Origin of the sequence: Streptomyces sp. JH14, assembly GCF_029428675.1 — a bacterium.
GTDB lineage: Bacteria > Actinomycetota > Actinomycetes > Streptomycetales > Streptomycetaceae > Streptomyces.
Map to the genome: position 1 here is coordinate 1,434,640 of NZ_JAJNEL010000001.1, position 18,916 is coordinate 1,453,555.

Consider the following 18,916-nt stretch of genomic DNA (forward strand, 5'->3'; position numbering starts at 1 on the left):
CTCCCCTCCCGTCCCGCCCGCGATCGTCCGGTCCTCTCGGTCTCTCTGTGTCTGCGAGTCTAGGCGGGGGGTCCGACAACCGGTCTCGCACCGGCGTGCGCGCAGGTCAGTGCCTGGCCAGCGGCTTGGGCCGCATGGCGCGAGCGGGCCCGGAGGAGGGCGGCGCGGAGGTGGGCGGCGCAGGCGACGGCTGTTGCTGCTGGGGCTGTTGCTGCGGGGGCGAGGACTTCTGCGGGGGCTGCTGCGCGGGACCGGACCCGACCTCCTGCTGCGCCGGCGCCGGCTGCTGCGCCCGCTCCAGGAAGCGGAGCAGCTCCACCGGGAACGGCAGCACCAGCGTGGAGTTCTTCTCCGCCGCGACCGCGACCACGGTCTGCAGCAGTCGCAGCTGGAGCGCGGCCGGCTGGGCGGACATCTCCCCCGCCGCCTCGGCCAGCTTCTTCGACGCCTGGAGTTCTGCATCGGCGTTGATGACCCGAGCGCGCCGCTCCCGGTCGGCCTCGGCCTGACGGGCCATGGAGCGTTTCATCGTCTCGGGCAGCGACACGTCCTTGATCTCCACCCGGTCGATCTGGACGCCCCACCCCACGGCCGGACTGTCGATCATGAGCTCCAGACCCTGGTTGAGCTTCTCCCGGTTGGACAGGAGATCGTCCAGGTCGCTCTTGCCGATGATCGACCGCAAGGAGGTCTGCGCCATCTGCGACACCGCGAACCGGTAGTCCTCCACCTGCACGATCGCGCTCGCCGGATCGACCACCTTGAAGTAGATGACCGCGTCCACGCGCACCGTCACGTTGTCCCGCGTGATGCCGTCCTGCGCGGGCACCGGCATCGTCACGATCTGCATGTTGACCTTGCGCAGCCGGTCGATACCGGGAACCACCATGGTGAATCCGGGCCCGCGCACTTCATCGCGCAGCCTGCCGAGCCTCAGCACGATGCCCCGCTCGTACTGCTTGACGATCTTCGCGGCCATCGCCACGTACACCGCGCCCGCGGACGCCGCCGCCACCGCGACGACCACCAGTTCTTGGACCATGACGGCCCCCTGCCAGCCGGATACATCCGATTAAGAACGCTATTACCACGTTATGCCCCATACGAACACCGGGCGAACATGGGCTCGGACCTCGGTCACCCGGCAGGCCGCGCACCGGATGCCTGGCCGCCCGGAAGCGGGCAAGGTGACCAGCGATACACATGAGCCGGACGAGACAGACGAGGACCCGCCCATGCCCGTGATCGATCACCGACGCCGCCGTCTCGGCATCGCAGCCGGGACCGCGCTCCTGACCCTCAGCGTCGCGGGCTGCTCCGGCCTCGGCCGCACCGCGGTCGGGCCCGTCACCTACGTCACCCAGCGGGATGCCGTGATCAACGTGAACAGCCCCTCCGTGAGGGGCTGCCACCGGCTCGACCCGGCGGGCGCCAAAGAAGTGATCAACGGGACCCTGATCGACATCATCCTTTACCGCACGCGCGACTGCACGGGTCCGGGGTCGACCTATGTCGCCACGACCTTCAGCGACATGAACCCACCGAGCGCCCTGCCCTGGCGCAGCTTCAGCACCGTCCACTGACCGGCGCGGTGCACGGGCCGTCCCCGCCTACGCACGCCGGCGCACGAGCCCGATCAGCTGCGCCGTTCTGTCCCGCCGGTCCCGGGCGATCAGGACGACCAGCACGATGAGCAGTGCCGGCATGATCGCGTTCACCGGGTCGAGCAGGGTGAGCTGGACGACGGACGCCCCGGCCAGCAGCCCGACGAAGGCCATCGCCGCCACCCCGGACAGCAGGGGCACCAGCAGCGCGACGGCGCCTGCCATCTCCAGGGCTCCGATGAGATACATCGCGCCATGGCTCCAGCCCATCCGGTCGAAGGTCTCGATCGCCGACTCATGGGCAATCAGCTTGGCGAACGCGCTGAAGGCGAAGAACAGGGCGAGCGCGACCCGTGCGACGGTGAGCGCGACCGCACCTCGGCTGCGTGTCGCGGCCGTCGGGGCGGCGGTGTCCGTCGTGTGCGTCGGCGTCGTGGTCTCGGACATCGGGGTCTCCTCGGGAAGCGTGGTGTCACGTACGCAAGGAAAGACCCCGGAGCGGTCCGGAACTCATCGCATCCCGGACCGCCGGTCCCCTCGGTTCCCGTCGCCCGGCGACTACCCGGGCACGGCCCGCACCCACACCCCGTCGTCCGTCAGATAGCGGTCGACGGTCAGTCCCGCCGCCTCCAGATGCCCCTCGAACTGTTCCTTCGTCAGCTCCCGTGACCGAAACGTCTGGGTCCATCGCGCATCGTCGAAGATGTACTCCGCGTGCACCGAGTCCACCCCGTCGCCGACGGGGTCCGCCGAGACGATCCGCACCGTGTATCCGGCCGGATCGACCCGTTCCCTCGGCAGATCGGTGCGGTAGTCGGCGCCCTCGCGCTGCAGAAGCACGACGCCGCCGTCCTTGACGTATCTCCGGCAGGTCCGCAGAATTCCGTCGCGCACCCGGTGTTCGCCCGCGTGCACCAGGAACGATGCCAGCAGCACCACGTCGAATGTCTCGTGGCCGAGCTCCAGGGACTCGATGGGACTCCGCACCGTGCGCGCGCCCCGTACGTGTTCCAGCATCTGCGCCGACTCGTCCACCGCCGTGACCTCAAAGCCGCGCGCGAGCAGCGGACGGGTCATCCGGCCCACCCCGCAACCGAGTTCCAGAATGCTCGACCCGGCGGGCACCGCCGCCGCGATCACGTCCGGTTCCGTGCCGACCGACAGCCGTCTGTACAGCTCGACCGCGCAGCCGTCCGGCGTGATCGAGCCGGGCCCCGTCCCTGAATACCCCTCACGTACCAGTGGTCCGCTCATGCAAGGGCGAACGAACGGCCGATGGCCGCCGTTCCCGTCAGCACGCCGGATAGCGCTCCTGCGGCCAGTCCACCGCCTGCTCGAACTCCAGACACAGATCGTCGGCCAGCTCGGCGATCACCGACCGGCCCTCCGTCTGCGCCAGCCAGGACGACGGGAGCCTTACGTCGCCGTGGTGGGCGCCGAGCAGATTGCCGCAGACCGACCCGGTGGAGTCGCTGTCGCCCGAGTGGTTGACCGAGAGCAGCAGTGCCTGGGCCACCTCGTCGCCGCCCGGCAGCACCAGGGCGCAGTACACGGCGATGGCGAGAGCCTCCTCGGCCACCCAGCCCTCGCCCAGCAGCTCCACCTTCTCGGCGGTCGGCGCGCCCTGCGCGGCCAGGTCGACGGCCGCGCGCAGCGCCGCCGTCGTCTCCTCGTGGCCCGGGTGGCGTGCGAGCAGCTCCATGGCCCGCAGCACGGCTCCCGCCATCGAATCGCCTTCCAGCAGGTGGGCGATGATCGCGGCGAACGCCCCGGCCGCAGTCGCGCCGGTCGGGTGCCCGTGGGTGATCTGCGCGCACCGGGCAGCCAGTCCGAAGCCGGCCGTCGCACCGGCACCGATCAGGCCGAAGGGCGCGGACCGCATCACCGTGCCGCACCCCTTGGACCCGGTGTTGACCGGCCCCGGCCGGCCGAGCGTGCCCGTCGGGTCGGGGACGTGGCCGGCCGCGAGCCCGGTCAGGCAGGCGTTGCCGGGGGCACGGCGGGCGTACAGAAAGCGCTGCTGCCGCAGCCAGCCGGTGCGTATGAGGTCGTCTCCGCCCCGGGCGGGTGGAGCAGGATGGTTCTGTGTGTCGAGCCAGCGCAGGTAGGCGTTGCGCACGATCGCGGTCTCGGCGCCGCCGATCCCCTTCGACATCGCCCGGGAATGCGCCCTGATCAGCCCTTCGGCGGTGAACAGGGTCATCTGCGTGTCGTCGGTGACGCGGCCGACGACACCGTCCCCGTCCGCGACGAGCCCGCGGACGCCGTCTTCCCCGTGCGTCCTGCGGATACCGGACAGCGAGAGGAACTCCACCGGGTTCCCCAGCGCATCCCCGATCGCACCGCCCAGCAGTGACCCCCGGACCCGGGCCCTGCGCGCGACGTCGTTCCCCCATGCTGTGCCGTTCACGGACGGTCTCCCCACACTCTGTCTCGGCGTGCCTCGGAATCGCTGCCGCGGGTCCATCCTGGAAGGAGAGGCGATCGCCATGCGTACCGGCAATGAACCGATGACTGCGCGCAGTCCCCTGCGACTGCGGCTCTGCCTGAGTCTATGGGGCATGGCCTGGGCCGTCTTCGGCCTCACGGCCTTCACCCTGGTCGACCGGCCGGGCTGGGCCGCGGCCTGCGGTCTGCTGCTTCTGCTGACGGTGGTGGATCTTGTCGTGATCGTCCACCACATGCACCAGGGCCCGCACTGGCAGCCGGGCCGCAACATCCCCCCGTACGAACCCGACCACGGCCAACGCCGCAGGTACGGTCACTGACCCGCCGGTCCGGCGGGCCGGGAGGTTCAGGCGCTCGTGTCGAAGCGGGCCGCCCGCAGGTACTCCGGGTTCGGGTCGAGCGCCGCGGCCAGCCGGAAGTGGCGCACGGCCTGCTCCGAGCGTCCGGACCGCTCGAAGGTGCGGGCCAGGGCGAAGTGCGCGAACGCGTTGTCCGGTTCGCGCTCCAGGACGAGTTCGAATTCGAGCTCGGCAGGGCGAAGTTGGGCGGCGGCGAAGAAGGCGCGGGCCCTCAGCAGCCGGGCAGCCGTGTTCTCCGGGTGGGCCGCGATCACCGAGTCCAGCAGCTTGACCGCGCCCCGCGGGTCGCGCGCCGCCAGCAGGCGTTCGGCCGCGCGGAAGTCGATGACGTGGGTTTCCGGGGTCCTCTCGGGCACGCTCGCATCCTTCCCTTCGACAACGGCTTTGCAACGTCCGGCCGGGTGCCGGTATTCCGGTACTGCTACGGGTCACCGGGTCACCCCGGCCGACCGCCCGCTGCGTCGGACGGGGCTGCGTCGTGTCATCCGGTGCGACTGCCCGTCGTGTCAGCTCCGGGCGGCGGCCCGCTGCGCCAGCTCCGCCCAGACCTTGCGGACCTGCGGCTCCAGCTCGTCCAGCGGGCCGTCGTTGTCCACGATCAGATCGGCGACGGCCCGCCGCTGCTCGCGGGTGGCCTGGGCGGCCATGCGTGCGCGGGCCTCGGACTCCGTCATTCCGCGCAGCCGCACAAGGCGGTCGAGCTGGGTCTCGGGGGCGGCGTCGACGACCACGACCAGGTCGTAGAGGGGGGCGAGGCCGTTCTCGGTGAGGAGGGGGACGTCGTGGACCACGACGGAGTCGGGGCCCGCCGCCCGCTCCAGTTCGGCGGAGCGGGCTCCGACCAGCGGGTGGACGATCGCGTTCAGGGTGGCCAGCCGGTCGGTGTCCGAGAAGACGATCGAGCCGAGCCTGGGCCGGTCGAGGGTGCCGTCGGCGGCGAGGATGCCGGCGCCGAACGCGTCGACGACGGCCGCCAGCCCCGGGGTACCGGGCTCGACGACCTCGCGCGCGATCCTGTCGGCGTCGATCAGCACGGCTCCGTACGAGACCAGCAGCCGTGACACTTCGCTCTTGCCGGCGCCGATGCCGCCGGTCAGGCCCACTTTCAGCATGGCCGCAGCCTAACGGCCTCCGGACAGTCATGGCCCGGTCACGGACCATGCGCCGGTCAGCTGTCGCCCTCCCGCTCGGCAAGGAACCGTTCGAATTCGAGGCCGATCTCGTCGGCGGAGGGCAGGTCGACCGGTTCGGCGACCAGATTGCCGCGCGTCTCGGAGCCTGCGACCGCGTCGTACTGGTGCTCAAGACCCTCGACGAGCGAGACGAGCTCGTCGTCGCCCTGGTCGACCTGGCGGTCGATCTCGGTCTGCGTGCGGTGCGCCTCCGTGCGCAGCGAGTGCGCGATGCTCGGCAGGACCAGCCCGGTCGCGGCCGTGATCGCCTCGAGCGCGGTGAGCGCGGCATCCGGGTAGGCGGAGCGGGCGACGTAGTGCGGCACATGGGCGGCGACACCGAGGACGTCGTGTCCGGCCTGCATCAGCCGGTACTCGACGAGGGCCTCGGCGGAGCCGGGGACCTGCGCCTCGTCGAACGGGCTGCGGTGGCCCGGCATCAGGTCCGTGCGATTGCCGTGCGGGGTGATGCCGACCGGGCGGGTGTGCGGGACGCCCATCGGAATACCGTGGAAGCTGACGGCGAGGCGGACGCCGAGCCGCTCGACGATCTGCTCGACGGCGGCGGCGAACCTCTCCCACTCCACGTCCGGCTCGGGCCCGGACAGCAGCAGGAAGGGCGCCCCGGTGGCGTCCTGGACCACCCGGAGGTCCAGCGTCGGGGTCTCGTAGCCCGCATAGCGGTCGCGCTTGAACGTCAGCAGCGGGCGCCGTGCGCGGTAGTCGACGAGGCGGTCGTGGTCGAAACGGGCCACGACCTGGTGCGGCAACGACTCCAGCAGACCGTCCACGATCTGCTCGCCCGTCTCACCCGCGTCGATGTACCCCTCGAAGTGGTAGAGCATGACCAGGCCCGCCGACTCCTGGGCGAGCGCCATGTCGACGACGGCCAGCCCCTTCGGCTCCCATTCGTACAAACTCTGCGGATCAGGCACGGTTACCGCTCCTCCTCTTGTTCCTCAAGAAGAACGTCCGGCAGGGCACGGGCATTCCCTTCCCGTGCCCATTCACAGGGTGTTTACGCCAGGACCCGCGCGTGCAGTGCGGTGACCGCCTTCCGTGCGGAGGTGAACGCGCCGTGCTGCCAGGCGTCGGCGTAGCTGAGGTGGTCACCGGCGAAGTACACCCGCCCGGCGGCCCGGTTGAGCGGTGCGAACACAGGGGCGTCGGGGCCGCCGGCGAGCGAGTGCCAGGCGGCTTCCAGGTGCGGGGTCTGGCGCCAGTGGTGGGAGAACGACGAGGCGAGTTCGGTGCGGTACTTCTCGCCGTGGATCTTCACACCCTGGGCGACGGCGCGCGCCTCCCGCTCGCGCGGGGTGAGTGCCGCATACGCGTCGGCGTCCGCACCGTAGTTGTAGTAGCCGATGACGGTGCCGCGCGCGCCGTTGTGTCCGTACGACGGGTACCAGATGTGCGACAGGTCCATGTCGGTCTCGGTGATGCCGCCGTAGATGCGGTGGTCGGTCTCCCACCAGCGGCTCCGGTACTCCAGACCGATCTTGCCGGCCGAGGACGGCTTGCAGGCCTCCAGTGCGGTCTGTACGGCGGGGCCGAGGTTGTGCGAGGTCTTGGCGAGGATGTTGGGCGGCAGGGCGGCGATGCAGTAGTCCGCCTCGATGGTGCGGGTGTGCCCGGCCTGCGTGTACGTGACGGTGACGCCGTGGGCCGTGTCGGTGATGTCGCTGACGGCGGCGCCGGTACGGATCCTGCGCTCGCCCACCGCCCGGGTCAGCGCGGCGGGTATCCGGTCCATGCCGCCGACCGGCTGGAACATCAGCATGGCCTGGTCGTACTCGAATTCGAAGGAGAAGTAGCGTCCGACGCCGCTCGCGAAGACCTCGGAGGCGGACGGTACGGAGCCGAGTTCCTCACCGGGGGTTCCGGCGGCCGCGGGGTCGATACGGTAGCCGCGCCGGGGGCTGCCGCCGTAGGTGAGCGTGTCGCCGATGTCGCCGAAGTCCTTGAGGAATTCGAGGAGCCGCTCCTGGTCGTCGGCGGTGATCCGGCGGTCGAGGGCACCCTTGTCGGTGGCCTTGGCGAGGAGTTCGGCCACATAGCCGTACACATCCGCCTTCGCGGTGCGGTAGCGCACCGGGGCCTTCATGCCGGCCTTCTCGTTGAAGATATAGGCCTGCGCGTTCACGTTGGTGAACACCTCGATGGGGACGCCGAGTTCACGGCAGTAGTCGAGGGTGACCATCCACTGGGGGATCCGGGCGGGTCCGGCGTTCATGTACTGGCCCTCGGTGAACCGGGCCGTCTGCTGGTTTCCGTGGATGTCCGTCGTGGAATCGCCGCCGCGCACGGTGAAGTTGCGGCCACCGGTACGGCTCCTGGCCTCCAGGACCGTGCAGTCGTAACCGGCCTTGCCCAGTTCGTAGGCGGCGGCGAGGCCGGCGATGCCGCCCCCGACGATGACGACCTTGGCCGCGCCCTTCCCCTTCAGCGTGAAGTCGCTCCGGCTGGGGGCGTGAAAGGCGGGTTCGCGCTGTGCGGCCCGGGCGGTGGGGGCGAGGCCGAGGGCCCCCATGGTCGCGAACATCGCGCCCGCCCCGCCGGTGACCCCTACCTGGCGCAGAAAGCTGCGGCGGCTCGAACCCGCCGCGGCGGGTGAGTTGTGCGACGTGTGGGTCATGTCCCGGCTCCTCTTCGGTTATTGAGGTTGCCCGGATCCTGGCAAGCGGTTGTTACGGCTCGTCAGTTACTCATGTATCCCGCACGTTTCTCTCCGTTCACCGCACTCCGACCATCGGCGGCCAATGGTCCAGACCTTGACAGGGACACGCCCCATCCCTACCGTCACTGGGCAGCGCGTTCAGGCATACGCCCCACATTCATGTACCAGGACGGCTCGCACTCCTTCGACGGGAAGGCACCCCCATGCGCACCCGCACACTGCTCCCCGCCCTGCTGGCCACGGTGCTCGCCTCCGGCGGCCCGGCCCTCGCCTCCGCCACCGCCGCCGGCGCCGGCGGCGGCACGGTCGTCGACGTGAGCACCGCCGCCGAGCTCAAGGCGGCCCTGGCCGCCGCCGTCCCCGGTGACACCATCCGGCTCGCCGACGGCACGTACACCGGCAACTTCAAGGCGACCGTGCCCGGCACCTCCTCCGCCCGGATCACCCTCACCGGCTCGTCGGGGGCGGTCCTCACGGCGAATGGAGGCTACGGCCTGTATCTCAATGGGGCGTCGTACTGGACCGTCCAGGGCATGACCGTCACCGGCGGCCAGAAGGGCATCATGGCCGACGCCGCGAACGGCGTCGTCATCGACTCGGTGACCGTGCACGACCTGGACATGGAGGGTGTGCACTTCCGCAGGTCCAGCGCGGACGGCGTCATCAGGAACTCGCGGATCCACGACACGGGGCACGACGGCCGCGGCATGGGCGAGGGCGTCTACGTCGGCACGGCCGGCGACCTCACCGACCGGAGCGACCGTGTGCAGATCATCGGCAACACGATCGGCCCGGGCGTCGGCGGCGAGAACGTCGACATCAAGGAAGGCACCACCGGAGCGAGCATCATCGGCAACACCTTCGACGGCAGCGGGCTGACCGGCGCCAACTTCGACGACTCCTGGGTCGACGTGAAGGGCAACGATGTCCTGGTCGAGGGCAATACGGGCTCCCGCACGACCAACAACGGCTACGAGACCCACACCCAGCAGAGCGGCTGGGGCTGCGGCACCGTCTTCCGCGACAACACCTCGGACCTGTCCGGCGCCACGGGCGACAAGCAGATCGCCTTCAACATCACCAACTTCGGCGCGAACTGCCCGACCACCGTCCACAGCAGCAACACGGTCACCGGCGGCAAGGGCCTGACCAACATCGCCGTCACGCCGTAACCCGGCCGCGGAAACGAGTGAGGCCCGCTCCCCGAAGGGAGCGGGCCTCACTGTCAGCTACTGCAGCCGATGACCGGCCGGAGGGTCAGAGCGTCAGCTCTGGCCGCCCGCCAGCTTCTCGCGCAGGGCAGCCAGGGCCTCGTCCGACGCCAGCGCACCGGACGTGTCCGCGGACTCCGAGGAGTACGAACCGCCGCCGGCACCGGAGGCAGCCGGGGTGCCACCGGCCGGGGCGGCAGCGCCCTCGGCAGCAGCGGCCTCGTCGGCCTCGCGGGACTTGATGACCTGGGCGCGGTGCTGCTCGAAGCGCTCCTGCGCCTCGGCGTACTGCGTCTCCCACGCCTCGCGCTGGGTCTCGTAGCCCTCGAGCCAGTCGTTGGTCTCGGGGTCGAAGCCCTCGGGGTAGATGTAGTTGCCCTGGTCGTCGTAGGACGCGGCCATGCCGTACAGGGTCGGGTCGAACTCGACCGAGGCGGCGTCGGCACCGAAGGCCTCGTTGGCCTGCTTCAGCGAGAGGCTGATGCGACGGCGCTCGAGGTCGATGTCGATGACCTTGACGAAGATCTCGTCGTTGACCTGGACGACCTGCTCCGGGATCTCCACGTGGCGCTCGGCCAGCTCGGAGATGTGGACCAGACCCTCGATGCCCTCGTCGACGCGCACGAACGCACCGAACGGAACGAGCTTCGTGACCTTACCGGGAACGACCTGCCCGATCTGGTGCGTACGGGCGAACTGCTGCCACGGGTCTTCCTGCGTCGCCTTGAGCGACAGGGAGACGCGCTCGCGGTCCATGTCGACGTCGAGAACCTCGACGGTGACTTCCTGGCCGACCTCGACAACCTCGGAGGGGTGGTCGATGTGCTTCCAGGAGAGCTCGGAGACGTGCACGAGACCGTCGACGCCGCCGAGGTCCACGAACGCACCGAAGTTGACGATCGAGGAGACGACGCCGGAGCGGACCTGGCCCTTCTGCAGGGTCGTGAGGAAGGTCTGGCGGACCTCGCTCTGGGTCTGCTCGAGCCAGGCGCGGCGGGACAGGACCACGTTGTTGCGGTTCTTGTCCAGCTCGATGATCTTCGCCTCGAGCTCCTTGCCCACGTAGGGCTGAAGGTCGCGGACACGACGCATCTCGACGAGCGACGCCGGGAGGAAGCCGCGGAGGCCGATGTCGAGGATGAGACCACCCTTGACGACCTCGATGACGGTACCGGTGACGATGCCGTCTTCTTCCTTGATCTTCTCGATGGTGCCCCAGGCACGCTCGTACTGAGCGCGCTTCTTCGAGAGGATCAGGCGGCCTTCCTTGTCCTCCTTCTGGAGAACCAGGGCCTCGATCTCGTCGCCGACCTTGACGACCTCGTTCGGGTCGACGTCGTGCTTGATCGAGAGCTCGCGGCTCGGGATGACGCCTTCGGTCTTGTAACCGATGTCGAGGAGAACCTCGTCCCGGTCAACCTTGACGATGACACCGTCAACGATGTCGCCGTCGTTGAAGTACTTGATCGTCTCGTCGATCGCCGCGAGGAACGCGTCCGCGTCGCCGATGTCGTTGACCGCAACCTGCGGAGTGGTGGCGGTGGTCTCGGTGCTGCTCGTCATGTGGGAAAGGGCTCCGGTACGGACAGTGAGTCGTAGGTACTGCTACGCCGAGAGCCCGTATCGCCTCTGCAGAAGCCGGACAGCCGAGGAAGCACCCGACCCGGCGAGCGGGAGGCGCCTCGTGAACCGAGGGGACATGCAACAGACGCAAGCGCGGCCTGCTAGGTCTGAGGCGCGCAGGCTCGCAGCGCAACTTGTAGCATACGGGGGCAGCCGGGCATGGTCAATGCGCGAAGGCGGACACCAGGGGCAAATGGCCCCAAACCCGACACAATTCATGTTCCCCGAGGCCACATCGGCCCCGGCCTTGTTGCGTGAGCACGGTTCCGTACCCACAGGTGCTCCCAGGTACGTACCGCGCGCAACGGGGTGAAGGCAAACTACAACGACGGACACGATGAGCCAAGAGATCTACGCCACCGAACCGGAAGCGACTCGTCGCAGCGCCGGGGAAGCGGAGAGCAGCCGGGCCAGTCGCGGCTGGTGGGACCGGAACGCCGACGAGTACCAGAGCGACCACGGCGCCTTCCTCGGCGACGACCGCTTCATCTGGGGTCCGGAGGGTCTCGACGAGGCCGACGCGGGGCTGCTCGGCCCGGCCGGGTCGCTGAGCGGCCTGGACATCCTGGAGATCGGCGCCGGCGCGGCGCAGTGCTCGCGCTGGCTGGCCGCCCGCGGCGCCCGCGCCGTCGCCCTCGACCTCTCGCACCGCCAGCTCCAGCACGCGCTGCGGATCGGCGACGAGGTTCCGCTGGTGGAGGCCGACGCCGGGAGGCTGCCGTTCCGGGACGGCTCCTTCGACCTGGCCTGCTCCGCCTACGGTGCGGTCCCGTTCGTCGCCGATCCCGTCCAGGTCTTCCGCGAGGTGCACCGCGTGCTGCGGCCGGGCGGCCGCTGGGTCTTCTCCGTGACGCACCCGATCCGCTGGGCGTTCCCGGACGAGCCGGGGCCCGAGGGCCTGTCGGTCGCCGCCTCGTACTTCGACCGCACTCCGTACGTCGAACAGGACGAGCAGGGCAACGCCGTGTACGTCGAGCACCACCGGACGGTGGGCGACCGGGTGCGGGACGTGGTGGCCGGCGGGTTCCGGCTGATCGATCTGGTCGAACCGGAGTGGCCCGACTGGAACCACCAGGAGTGGGGCGGCTGGTCCCCGCTGCGCGGAAACCTGATCCCGGGCACCGCAATCTTCGTCTGCGTACGGGACTGAGCCCCGGCCGGCACGGCCGGCTCCTGGCCGGACGCGACCGGGGCTCCCTCCGTACGGGACCGGGCTCCCTCCGTACGGGACCGGGCACCCGTCGTACGAGACTGGGTGCGTGATCCGTACCGACGCCCTCGACCGGCTGCCCGTCCGAACCGCCGTCCCCGCCCTCCGGCAGGCGCTCGACGACCGGGGTGTCGCGGTGCTCTGCGCGCCCCCGGGCACCGGCAAGACGACGCTCGTCCCGCTGGTCCTCGCGGGCCTGGTCGGCGGTGGCCCCGCACGCCGCGTGCTGGTCGCCGAACCGCGCCGGATCGCGGCCCGCGCGGCGGCCCGGCGGATGGCCTGGCTGCTGGGGGAGCAGGCAGGGCAGCGCGTCGGGTTCACGGTGCGCGGGGAGCGTGTCGTGGGGCGCGGCACGGTGGTGGAGGTCGTGACCACCGGCGTGCTCCTGCAACGGCTCCAGCGCGACCAGGAACTCGCCGGGATCGATGCGGTGATCATCGACGAGTGCCATGAACGTCATCTGGACGCGGACACCGTCGCCGCGTTCCTCCTCGACGTGCGCGAGGCGATCCGGCCCGATCTGCGGCTGGTCGCGGCGTCGGCGACCACGGACGCGGAGGGCTGGGCCCGGCTGCTCGGCGATGCGCCGGTGGTCGAGGCGCACGGCGTGTCGCACCCGGTCGACGTGGTGTGGGCGCCGCCGGTGCGGCCGGTGCGGCCGCCGCACGGGATGCGCGTCGATCCGGCGCTGCTGACGCACGTCGCCGCGGTGGTGCGCCGGGCACTGGCCGAGCGGGACGGCGACGTGCTGTGCTTCCTGCCGGGTGTCGGTGAGATCGGCCGGGTCGCGGGGCAGCTGGCGGGGGTGCCCGCCGAGGTGCTGCAGGTGCACGGACGGGCTCCGGCGGCGGTGCAGGACGCCGTGCTGGCGGGCTCCTCGGAGGGGCGCCGGGTTGTCCTGGCCACGTCCGTCGCGGAGTCGTCGCTGACGGTCCCGGGGGTGCGGATCGTCGTCGACTCCGGCCTGGCCAGGGAGCCGCGCACCGATCACGCCCGCGGGCTGAGCGCGCTGACGACCGTACGGGCCTCGCAGGCGGCGGGAAGGCAGCGGGCGGGCCGGGCGGGGCGTGAGGCGCCGGGGGCGGTGTACCGGTGCTGGGAGCAGGCGGAGGACGGGCGGCTGGCCCGGTTCCCCTCGCCGGAGATCAAGGTCGCCGATCTGACGGCGTTCGCGCTGCAGGCGGCGTGCTGGGGCGATCCGGATGCTTCGGGTCTGGCGCTGCTGGATCCGCCGCCGGCCGGGGCGATGGGTGCGGCCCGCGAGGTGCTGGCGGCGGTCGGCGCGGTGGACGCGGACGGCCGGGCGACCGACCGGGGCGTACGGATGTCGCGGCTCGGCCTGCATCCGCGGCTCGCCCGCGCGCTGCTGGACGGTGCGTCCGAGGTCGGCGGGCGCCGGGCGGCGGAGGTGGTGGCGCTGCTGAGCGAGGAACCGCCGCGGGAGTACGGGGACGACCTGGCGGCCGCACTGCGCACCGCCCGCCGGGGCGGGGACGGCTATGCGGCGCGCTGGCGGCAGGAGGTGCGGCGCCTGTCGTCGTCGCTGGAGGGCGGCCGCGAGGGTTCCGGTACGGACGATGCCGCCGCCGGCCTGGTGGCCGCGCTGGCGTTCCCCGAGCGGGTGGCGCGGGCCCGCGGCGAAGGGACGTTCCTGATGGCTTCGGGGACGGGCGCGGAGCTGCGGGACGGTTCGCGGCTGCGCAGTGCGCCCTGGCTGGCCGTCGCGGTCGCGGACCGCCCCGCGCACGCGGCGTCCGCCCGGGTGCGGCTCGCCGCCGTCATCGACGAGGACACCGCGCGGCTGGCCGCCGGGCACCTGCGGTTCCTGGGTGAGGAGGTCCGCTGGGCGGACGGCGATGTGGTGGCGCGCACGGTGGAGCGGCTGGGCGCGGTCGAGCTGTCGGTACGGGCGCTGAAGCAGCCCGAGCCCGATCTGGTGCGGGCGGCGCTGGTGGACGGGCTCGGGGTCGAGGGACTCGGGCTGCTGCGCTGGTCCCGGGAGACCGGACAGCTGCGGGAGCGGCTCGCCTTTCTGCACCGGGAGCTGGGCACGCCCTGGCCGGATGTGTCGGACGGGGCGCTGCTGGCCCGTACCGAGGAGTGGCTGGAGCCGGAACTGTCCCGGGCCCGGCGCCGCTCCGACCTGGCGCGGATCGACGCCGGGCAGGCACTGCGGCGGCTCCTGCCGTGGGCGACCGGTGAGGCGGCCCGCCTCGACGAGCTGGCGCCGGAACGGATCGAGGTGCCGAGCGGGTCGCGGATCCGGGTGGAGTACGGCGGCGAGCAGCCCGTGCTGGCGGTGAAGCTCCAGGAGCTGTTCGGCCTCACCGAGACGCCGAAGGTGGCCGGGGTGCCCGTCCTCGTCCATCTGCTCTCCCCCGCGGGCCGCCCGGCGGCGGTCACCGCGGATCTGGCGTCGTTCTGGCGGGACGGGTACCGGGCGGTGCGGGCGGAGCTGCGCGGCCGCTACCCGAAGCATCCGTGGCCGGAGGACCCGACGACGGTCGCGGCGACGCGCCACACCTCGGCACGGCTCAGACGGGAGTAGGTGCCGGATCCGGGGCGGGTGCGGCCGCGGGCTCCGGAGCTCGGCCCCCGGGCCGCCGGGACCGCGCCTCCAGCCAGAGCGCGAGGGCGAGCAGAACGGCGGCGAGCAGCAGGAAGCCCCACGGCAGGTACGAGGTGAGCAGCAGGATCAGCATCCGCTGGGACTTCACCAGGGCGACGGTGTACTCGATGTAGTCCTCGCGCATCTTCACGTGCCCGGCGAACGCGGTGACCGTGTCCTGGGACATGCCCATCGCCTTCGCGTTGCGCAGCTCCTCCTTGTGGATCTCCTCGCCGTTGACGGGTGCACCGGTCACCGGGTCGACCCAGAACATCCGCTTGGTGGTGTACCAGCGGGTCATGCCCGTACGGGCGACCTGCTCGGCGGTGACGCCCTTGATCGGCATCTTCTTCGGCATGGGGACCTTGGTCCACGGGATGGTCTGCTCGAAGTAGTAGACGTCCATGCCGCGGAACGTGCGGGTGCCCTTGTAGTGGATGGGCGAGGTGGTGCGGCTCTGGGCGTCGAAGTACTCGTAGTCGCGCTTCTCGGTGAGGAACGGCCATTTGAACTCGATGCCCTGGCGCGTGACGGGATCGCCGTCGACCATTTCGCCGGTGGCGTGGACCGGCGCCTGGCTGTGCGCGTCGAAGATGTACCGCTCGGGGATCTGGGAGACCATCTTGCCGTTCGGGTCGACGACGTAGCTGAGACCGTCCCAGACGACGACGTCGCGGCCGGCGGTGCGCTCGATCCTCTCGGACTCCTCCACATTGCCCTTGAGGGTCTGCACGATGGTGACCTTGGGGACCTGCTTGACCTTCATGCCGTCGTTGTAGTCGAGGAGGGTGGCGGGCTTCGCCTCCAGCACCATCTCCTGGTACTGGCTCGGCGGGATCTTCGCCAGCCTCGGGAAGGCGTACCAGCGCAGCAGGGGCGACAGGGCGGCGAAGAACACGGCGAAGGCCAGGAGTACGAGGCCGGCTCGGCGGCGCATGGCGTCCTCCCTCTACTTCTTGGGACCGGGGACGGTGGTCAGCAGGGGTTGGGGCGAGGTCTCGCCGGGAGGTGCGCCGATCGCGCTGACGGTGAGCACGAGGGCGAGGGCCGCGGCCAGCCCGATGGCGGCGGCGATGACGGCACGCATGCTCGGCCTCCCGGAACGTACGGATCTGATGGAGCGTCAGGGTTGGGGCACCGTAGCAACGCGGGCGCGAGATGAGAACACGTGGAACAGCCCCTGTACCGGGTGGTGGCACAGGGGCTGCTCGGTGAGGGCCGTGCGGACCCGCGGGTCCGTGTGTCCCAGGGGGCCTGCGGTCAGGCGGCGGGTGCCTCGACCGTGAGCTCGATGACGACCGTCGCGCCGCCCTCGGTGGTCAGGCGGAGCTTGTACGTGCCCGCGGTGTCGTCGGCGTAGATCTTCGGGAGCACCAGCGAACCGTCGGCATCGGTCGTCAGACCCGTCAGGGTGCGGACTGTGTTGCCCTCCGCGTCCTTGAAGTACGGGCCCTTGTCGTTCTCGGCCGGCTCGTCCGCGTCGTTGATCATCGTGGCGGTCACGGCGACACCGGACGCCACGGCACCCTTGTAGGTGGCCTTGACCGCGACGGCATCGGCGAACTCCGCGCCGGGGGCGGCGGTCAGCGCCTTGTCGTCGGTCCTGGCGATCGCGTCGGCCTGCCGGGCGGTGACGGTCGCCGTGTACGTGGCGCCGGGCAGCGAGCGGCCGGTGGCCGTCGCCCGGACCGTGAACTCGCCCGTCGTCTCGCCCGCTTGCAGCACCGGGGCCGTCACCGTGCCGTCGGCGCCGGTGACGAGGGTGACCGCGGTCTTACCGCCCGCGAAGGCGGCGTCCGTGTCGCCGACGACGCTGAACGTCACGGACACCTTGGCGAGCGAGCCGCCGAGCCTGTTCTTCGCCCGCACCGTGATCCGCTCGGCGAACGCGTCGCCCGCGGTGGCGGTCAGCGCGCCGGTCCCCGCGTTCTCCACCCCGGCGAGGGTCTCGGACGGCGACGGCGCGGGCGTGATGGTCGGGGGCTTGGGCTTCGGGCCGGTGGAACCGCCGCCCGGCTTGGACGGCTCGGTGCTCGGCTTCGAACCCGTGGGCGGCGTCGGCGTCGGGGACGGTGAGCTGCCGGTGCCCGGGCTCGGATCCGTACTGCCGTCGAGGGGCGGCGGAACGACACCGGTGCCGTCGGGGATCTCGTGCGTGCCGCGGTTGTAGTAGTCGAACCACGAGCGGACCGTGCGCAGGTACTCGCTCGAGTGGTTGTAGCTGAGGACCGCCCGGTCCAGATCGGCCGCGACCGCCAGGTCGCGGGAGCCGGCGCAGAGGTAGCGACCGGCGGCCAGCGCCGCGTCATAGATGTTGTTGGGGTCCTTGCGGCCGTCGTCGTTGCCGTCCTGGCCCCAGGTCTCCCAGGTCGACGGGATGAACTGCATCGGGCCGACCGCACGGTCGTGCGTCGCGTCCCCGTCGTACGCCCCGTTGTCGGTGTCCTTGATCATCGCGAAGCCCCGGCCGTCGAGGACCGGGCCGAGGATCGGGGAGAACGTGGTGCCGTTCGCGTCGACGCGGCCGCCGCGGGCCTGACCGGACTCGACCTTGCCGATCGCGGCAAGGAGCTGCCACGGCAGCCGGCAGGCCGCGTCGCTGCTCGCTATGGACTGCTGGGCCTTCTTGTACGCGGCCAGGACCGAGGCCGGTATGCCCGACTCCGCGGTGCCGGTGAGCGGCAGATTGGTCGACGTACCGGGCTTGTTGGGGGTGACCAGCGGGGGCAGGTCCGTGTAGTACGGCGAGTTGCCCGTGGCAGCGGAGTCGTCGGACGGTGCCGATCCGGACGTGCGACCCTCGCCTCCGCCGTCGGACGCGAGCACGGCGCCGGGGCCCTGAGAGGCGGAAAGCGCAGCCACGGCAAGCGCGGCCACCGCAGTGGTGGTCGCCCCTCGGCGCAGTCGGCGGCCGAATTGCGCTGCCATACGTATGGTCCCTCCCCATCGACGGCTGCCTGCGCTCCCCAGCGCAAGGACTCAGGCGACCCTACGGCAACTTGCGCCGCCCGAACACAGGGGTCCGGCCGATTGTTGCCGGTATTTCACGTTCCGGACTGCAAGTTGTCCGACAGGCGTCGGACGTGCGCCGGATCTGCACGGGTGTGCTCGCGCATACTGCGACCATGCCGTTCACCCTCAGCCATGCCGCAGCCGTCCTGCCGGCCCTCCGCCGCAGCGGCACCGCGCGCGGGCCGCTCTTCGCTTCGGCGCTCGTCGCCGGTTCGTTCGCCCCCGACATGACGTACTACGCGGATACGGCGATCCCGGGCGCGATGGAGTTCGGGGCGGTCACCCATGCGGTATGGGGTGTGTTCACGGTGGATGTCCTGATCACCGCGGCCGCGGTGGCCCTGTGGCTGCTGCTGCGCGAACCACTGGTGGCACTGCTGCCGCAGCCCTGGCAGGGGCGTGTGCACACCTTCGTACGCGGAGAGCGGCGCGGCCCGTGGGGGGTGCGCGACGGTGCGTGGTTCGTGCTGTCGGCGGTCGCCGGTGCGGGCACCCATGTCGTGTGGGACGCGTTCACCCATCACGACCGGTGGGGCACCCGGCTGGTGCCGGTGCTGGGCGAGAGCATCGGCGGCTTTCCGGTGTTCCAGTGCGTGCAGTACGGCAGTTCGGCGGTGGCGCTGACCGTGCTCGCCTGGTTCACCGTGTCCGGGCTGCGGCGGACCGGGGCGCGCCCGGCCCCGGCGTCCGTACCGGTCCTCGACCGCAGGGCGCGATGGTGCGCGGGCGCCCTGCTGGGCGCCTGCGTCCTGCTCGGCACCGTCCACCGGTGCGCCCGCTGGTACGCGTACTTCGGGCACATCGACACACCGCTGGACATCATCCCGACCGCCTGCTTCGGTGCCGGGGCCGGGCTCGCGGCCGGCCTGGTGCTGTACGGGACGTGGATACGGCTGTGCGTGCACAAGCAGAACCGGCCGCCCGCCGCCGGGACCGGGGAACCCGGGCGCCGGACGGACCTGGTGTCGGGCCCGCCCGGCCACTGAGGACCG

The 18,916-nt window shown here is 71.2% G+C and carries 18 protein-coding genes; 6 read left to right on the forward strand and 12 right to left on the reverse strand.

What is annotated here, in order from left to right; all coding sequences use genetic code 11:
- Positions 1-106: 106 nt before the first annotated feature.
- On the reverse strand, positions 107-1,042 hold the full coding sequence (locus LRD69_RS06490; RefSeq protein ID WP_277325594.1) for a slipin family protein: 936 nt from the start codon (positions 1,040-1,042) through the stop codon (positions 107-109).
- A gap of 193 nt (positions 1,043-1,235) precedes the next feature.
- On the opposite strand from LRD69_RS06490, the gene LRD69_RS06495 reads away from it, so the two are divergent.
- On the forward strand, positions 1,236-1,583 hold the full coding sequence (locus LRD69_RS06495; protein WP_277325595.1) for a hypothetical protein: 348 nt from the start codon (positions 1,236-1,238) through the stop codon (positions 1,581-1,583).
- A 27-nt stretch (positions 1,584-1,610) separates the two neighbouring features.
- Here the strand turns inward: LRD69_RS06495 and LRD69_RS06500 are convergent, their stop codons facing one another.
- The 3 genes from LRD69_RS06500 to LRD69_RS06510 form a co-directional block, all read right to left on the reverse strand.
- On the reverse strand, positions 1,611-2,051 hold the full coding sequence (locus LRD69_RS06500; RefSeq protein WP_277325596.1) for a DoxX family protein: 441 nt from the start codon (positions 2,049-2,051) through the stop codon (positions 1,611-1,613).
- Between the two features lie 111 nt (positions 2,052-2,162).
- On the reverse strand, positions 2,163-2,858 hold the full coding sequence (locus tag LRD69_RS06505; protein WP_277325597.1) for a class I SAM-dependent methyltransferase: 696 nt from the start codon (positions 2,856-2,858) through the stop codon (positions 2,163-2,165).
- 37 nt (positions 2,859-2,895) lie between these two features.
- Positions 2,896-4,014, reverse strand: a complete 1,119-nt coding sequence (locus tag LRD69_RS06510; RefSeq protein ID WP_277325598.1) for an ADP-ribosylglycohydrolase family protein — start codon at positions 4,012-4,014, stop codon at positions 2,896-2,898.
- A gap of 79 nt (positions 4,015-4,093) precedes the next feature.
- On the opposite strand from LRD69_RS06510, the gene LRD69_RS06515 reads away from it, so the two are divergent.
- A complete protein-coding gene (locus LRD69_RS06515) occupies positions 4,094-4,372 on the forward strand; it encodes a DUF6343 family protein (protein ID WP_346771899.1) in 279 nt (92 codons plus the stop codon).
- 26 nt (positions 4,373-4,398) lie between these two features.
- Here the strand turns inward: LRD69_RS06515 and LRD69_RS06520 are convergent, their stop codons facing one another.
- The 4 genes from LRD69_RS06520 to LRD69_RS06535 all read right to left on the reverse strand — a co-directional run bounded on the left by LRD69_RS06520 (position 4,399) and on the right by LRD69_RS06535 (position 8,125).
- Positions 4,399-4,767 (reverse strand): tetratricopeptide repeat protein, encoded by a 369-nt coding sequence (locus LRD69_RS06520; protein WP_277325599.1) that lies wholly within the window; start codon positions 4,765-4,767, stop codon positions 4,399-4,401.
- Between the two features lie 150 nt (positions 4,768-4,917).
- Positions 4,918-5,523: a dephospho-CoA kinase gene (coaE, locus tag LRD69_RS06525; protein WP_277325600.1), complete on the reverse strand. Its 606-nt coding sequence runs from the start codon at positions 5,521-5,523 to the stop codon at positions 4,918-4,920.
- 56 nt (positions 5,524-5,579) lie between these two features.
- The gene (locus LRD69_RS06530; protein WP_277325601.1) at positions 5,580-6,518 is read right to left on the reverse strand and encodes a PAC2 family protein; all 939 of its coding nucleotides are present in this window, start codon (positions 6,516-6,518) and stop codon (positions 5,580-5,582) included.
- A gap of 83 nt (positions 6,519-6,601) precedes the next feature.
- Complete coding sequence (locus LRD69_RS06535) at positions 6,602-8,125, reverse strand: FAD-dependent oxidoreductase (RefSeq protein WP_277329646.1); 1,524 nt, start codon at positions 8,123-8,125, stop codon at positions 6,602-6,604.
- 338 nt (positions 8,126-8,463) lie between these two features.
- Between LRD69_RS06535 and LRD69_RS06540 the strand changes: the two genes are divergently transcribed.
- Entirely contained in the window at positions 8,464-9,432 is a 969-nt protein-coding gene (locus tag LRD69_RS06540; protein WP_277325602.1) for a right-handed parallel beta-helix repeat-containing protein, read from the forward strand.
- 93 nt (positions 9,433-9,525) lie between these two features.
- Here the strand turns inward: LRD69_RS06540 and rpsA are convergent, their stop codons facing one another.
- Complete coding sequence (gene rpsA / locus LRD69_RS06545; protein WP_277325603.1) at positions 9,526-11,034, reverse strand: 30S ribosomal protein S1; 1,509 nt, start codon at positions 11,032-11,034, stop codon at positions 9,526-9,528.
- A gap of 397 nt (positions 11,035-11,431) precedes the next feature.
- Here rpsA and LRD69_RS06550 point away from each other — a divergent pair, with 397 nt between their 5' ends.
- Both LRD69_RS06550 and hrpB read left to right on the forward strand, forming a co-directional pair.
- Positions 11,432-12,244, forward strand: coding sequence for a class I SAM-dependent methyltransferase (locus LRD69_RS06550; protein WP_277325604.1), 813 nt, complete (start codon positions 11,432-11,434; stop codon positions 12,242-12,244).
- Positions 12,245-12,353: 109 nt separating this feature from the next.
- Positions 12,354-14,852 (forward strand): ATP-dependent helicase HrpB, encoded by a 2,499-nt coding sequence (hrpB, locus tag LRD69_RS06555; protein ID WP_277325605.1) that lies wholly within the window; start codon positions 12,354-12,356, stop codon positions 14,850-14,852.
- Here hrpB and LRD69_RS06560 read toward each other — a convergent pair.
- From LRD69_RS06560 to LRD69_RS06570, 3 genes are all read right to left on the reverse strand, one after another.
- Positions 14,839-15,849: a DUF3068 domain-containing protein gene (locus tag LRD69_RS06560; RefSeq protein WP_277325606.1), complete on the reverse strand. Its 1,011-nt coding sequence runs from the start codon at positions 15,847-15,849 to the stop codon at positions 14,839-14,841. The genes hrpB and LRD69_RS06560 overlap by 14 nt on opposite strands.
- Before the next feature lie 12 nt (positions 15,850-15,861).
- Complete coding sequence (locus LRD69_RS06565; protein ID WP_277325607.1) at positions 15,862-15,999, reverse strand: SPW_0924 family protein; 138 nt, start codon at positions 15,997-15,999, stop codon at positions 15,862-15,864.
- A 173-nt stretch (positions 16,000-16,172) separates the two neighbouring features.
- The gene (locus tag LRD69_RS06570; protein WP_277325608.1) at positions 16,173-17,840 is read right to left on the reverse strand and encodes a lytic transglycosylase domain-containing protein; all 1,668 of its coding nucleotides are present in this window, start codon (positions 17,838-17,840) and stop codon (positions 16,173-16,175) included.
- A 197-nt stretch (positions 17,841-18,037) separates the two neighbouring features.
- Here LRD69_RS06570 and LRD69_RS06575 point away from each other — a divergent pair, with 197 nt between their 5' ends.
- On the forward strand, positions 18,038-18,910 hold the full coding sequence (locus tag LRD69_RS06575) for a DUF4184 family protein (protein WP_277325609.1): 873 nt from the start codon (positions 18,038-18,040) through the stop codon (positions 18,908-18,910).
- Positions 18,911-18,916 lie beyond the last annotated feature (6 nt).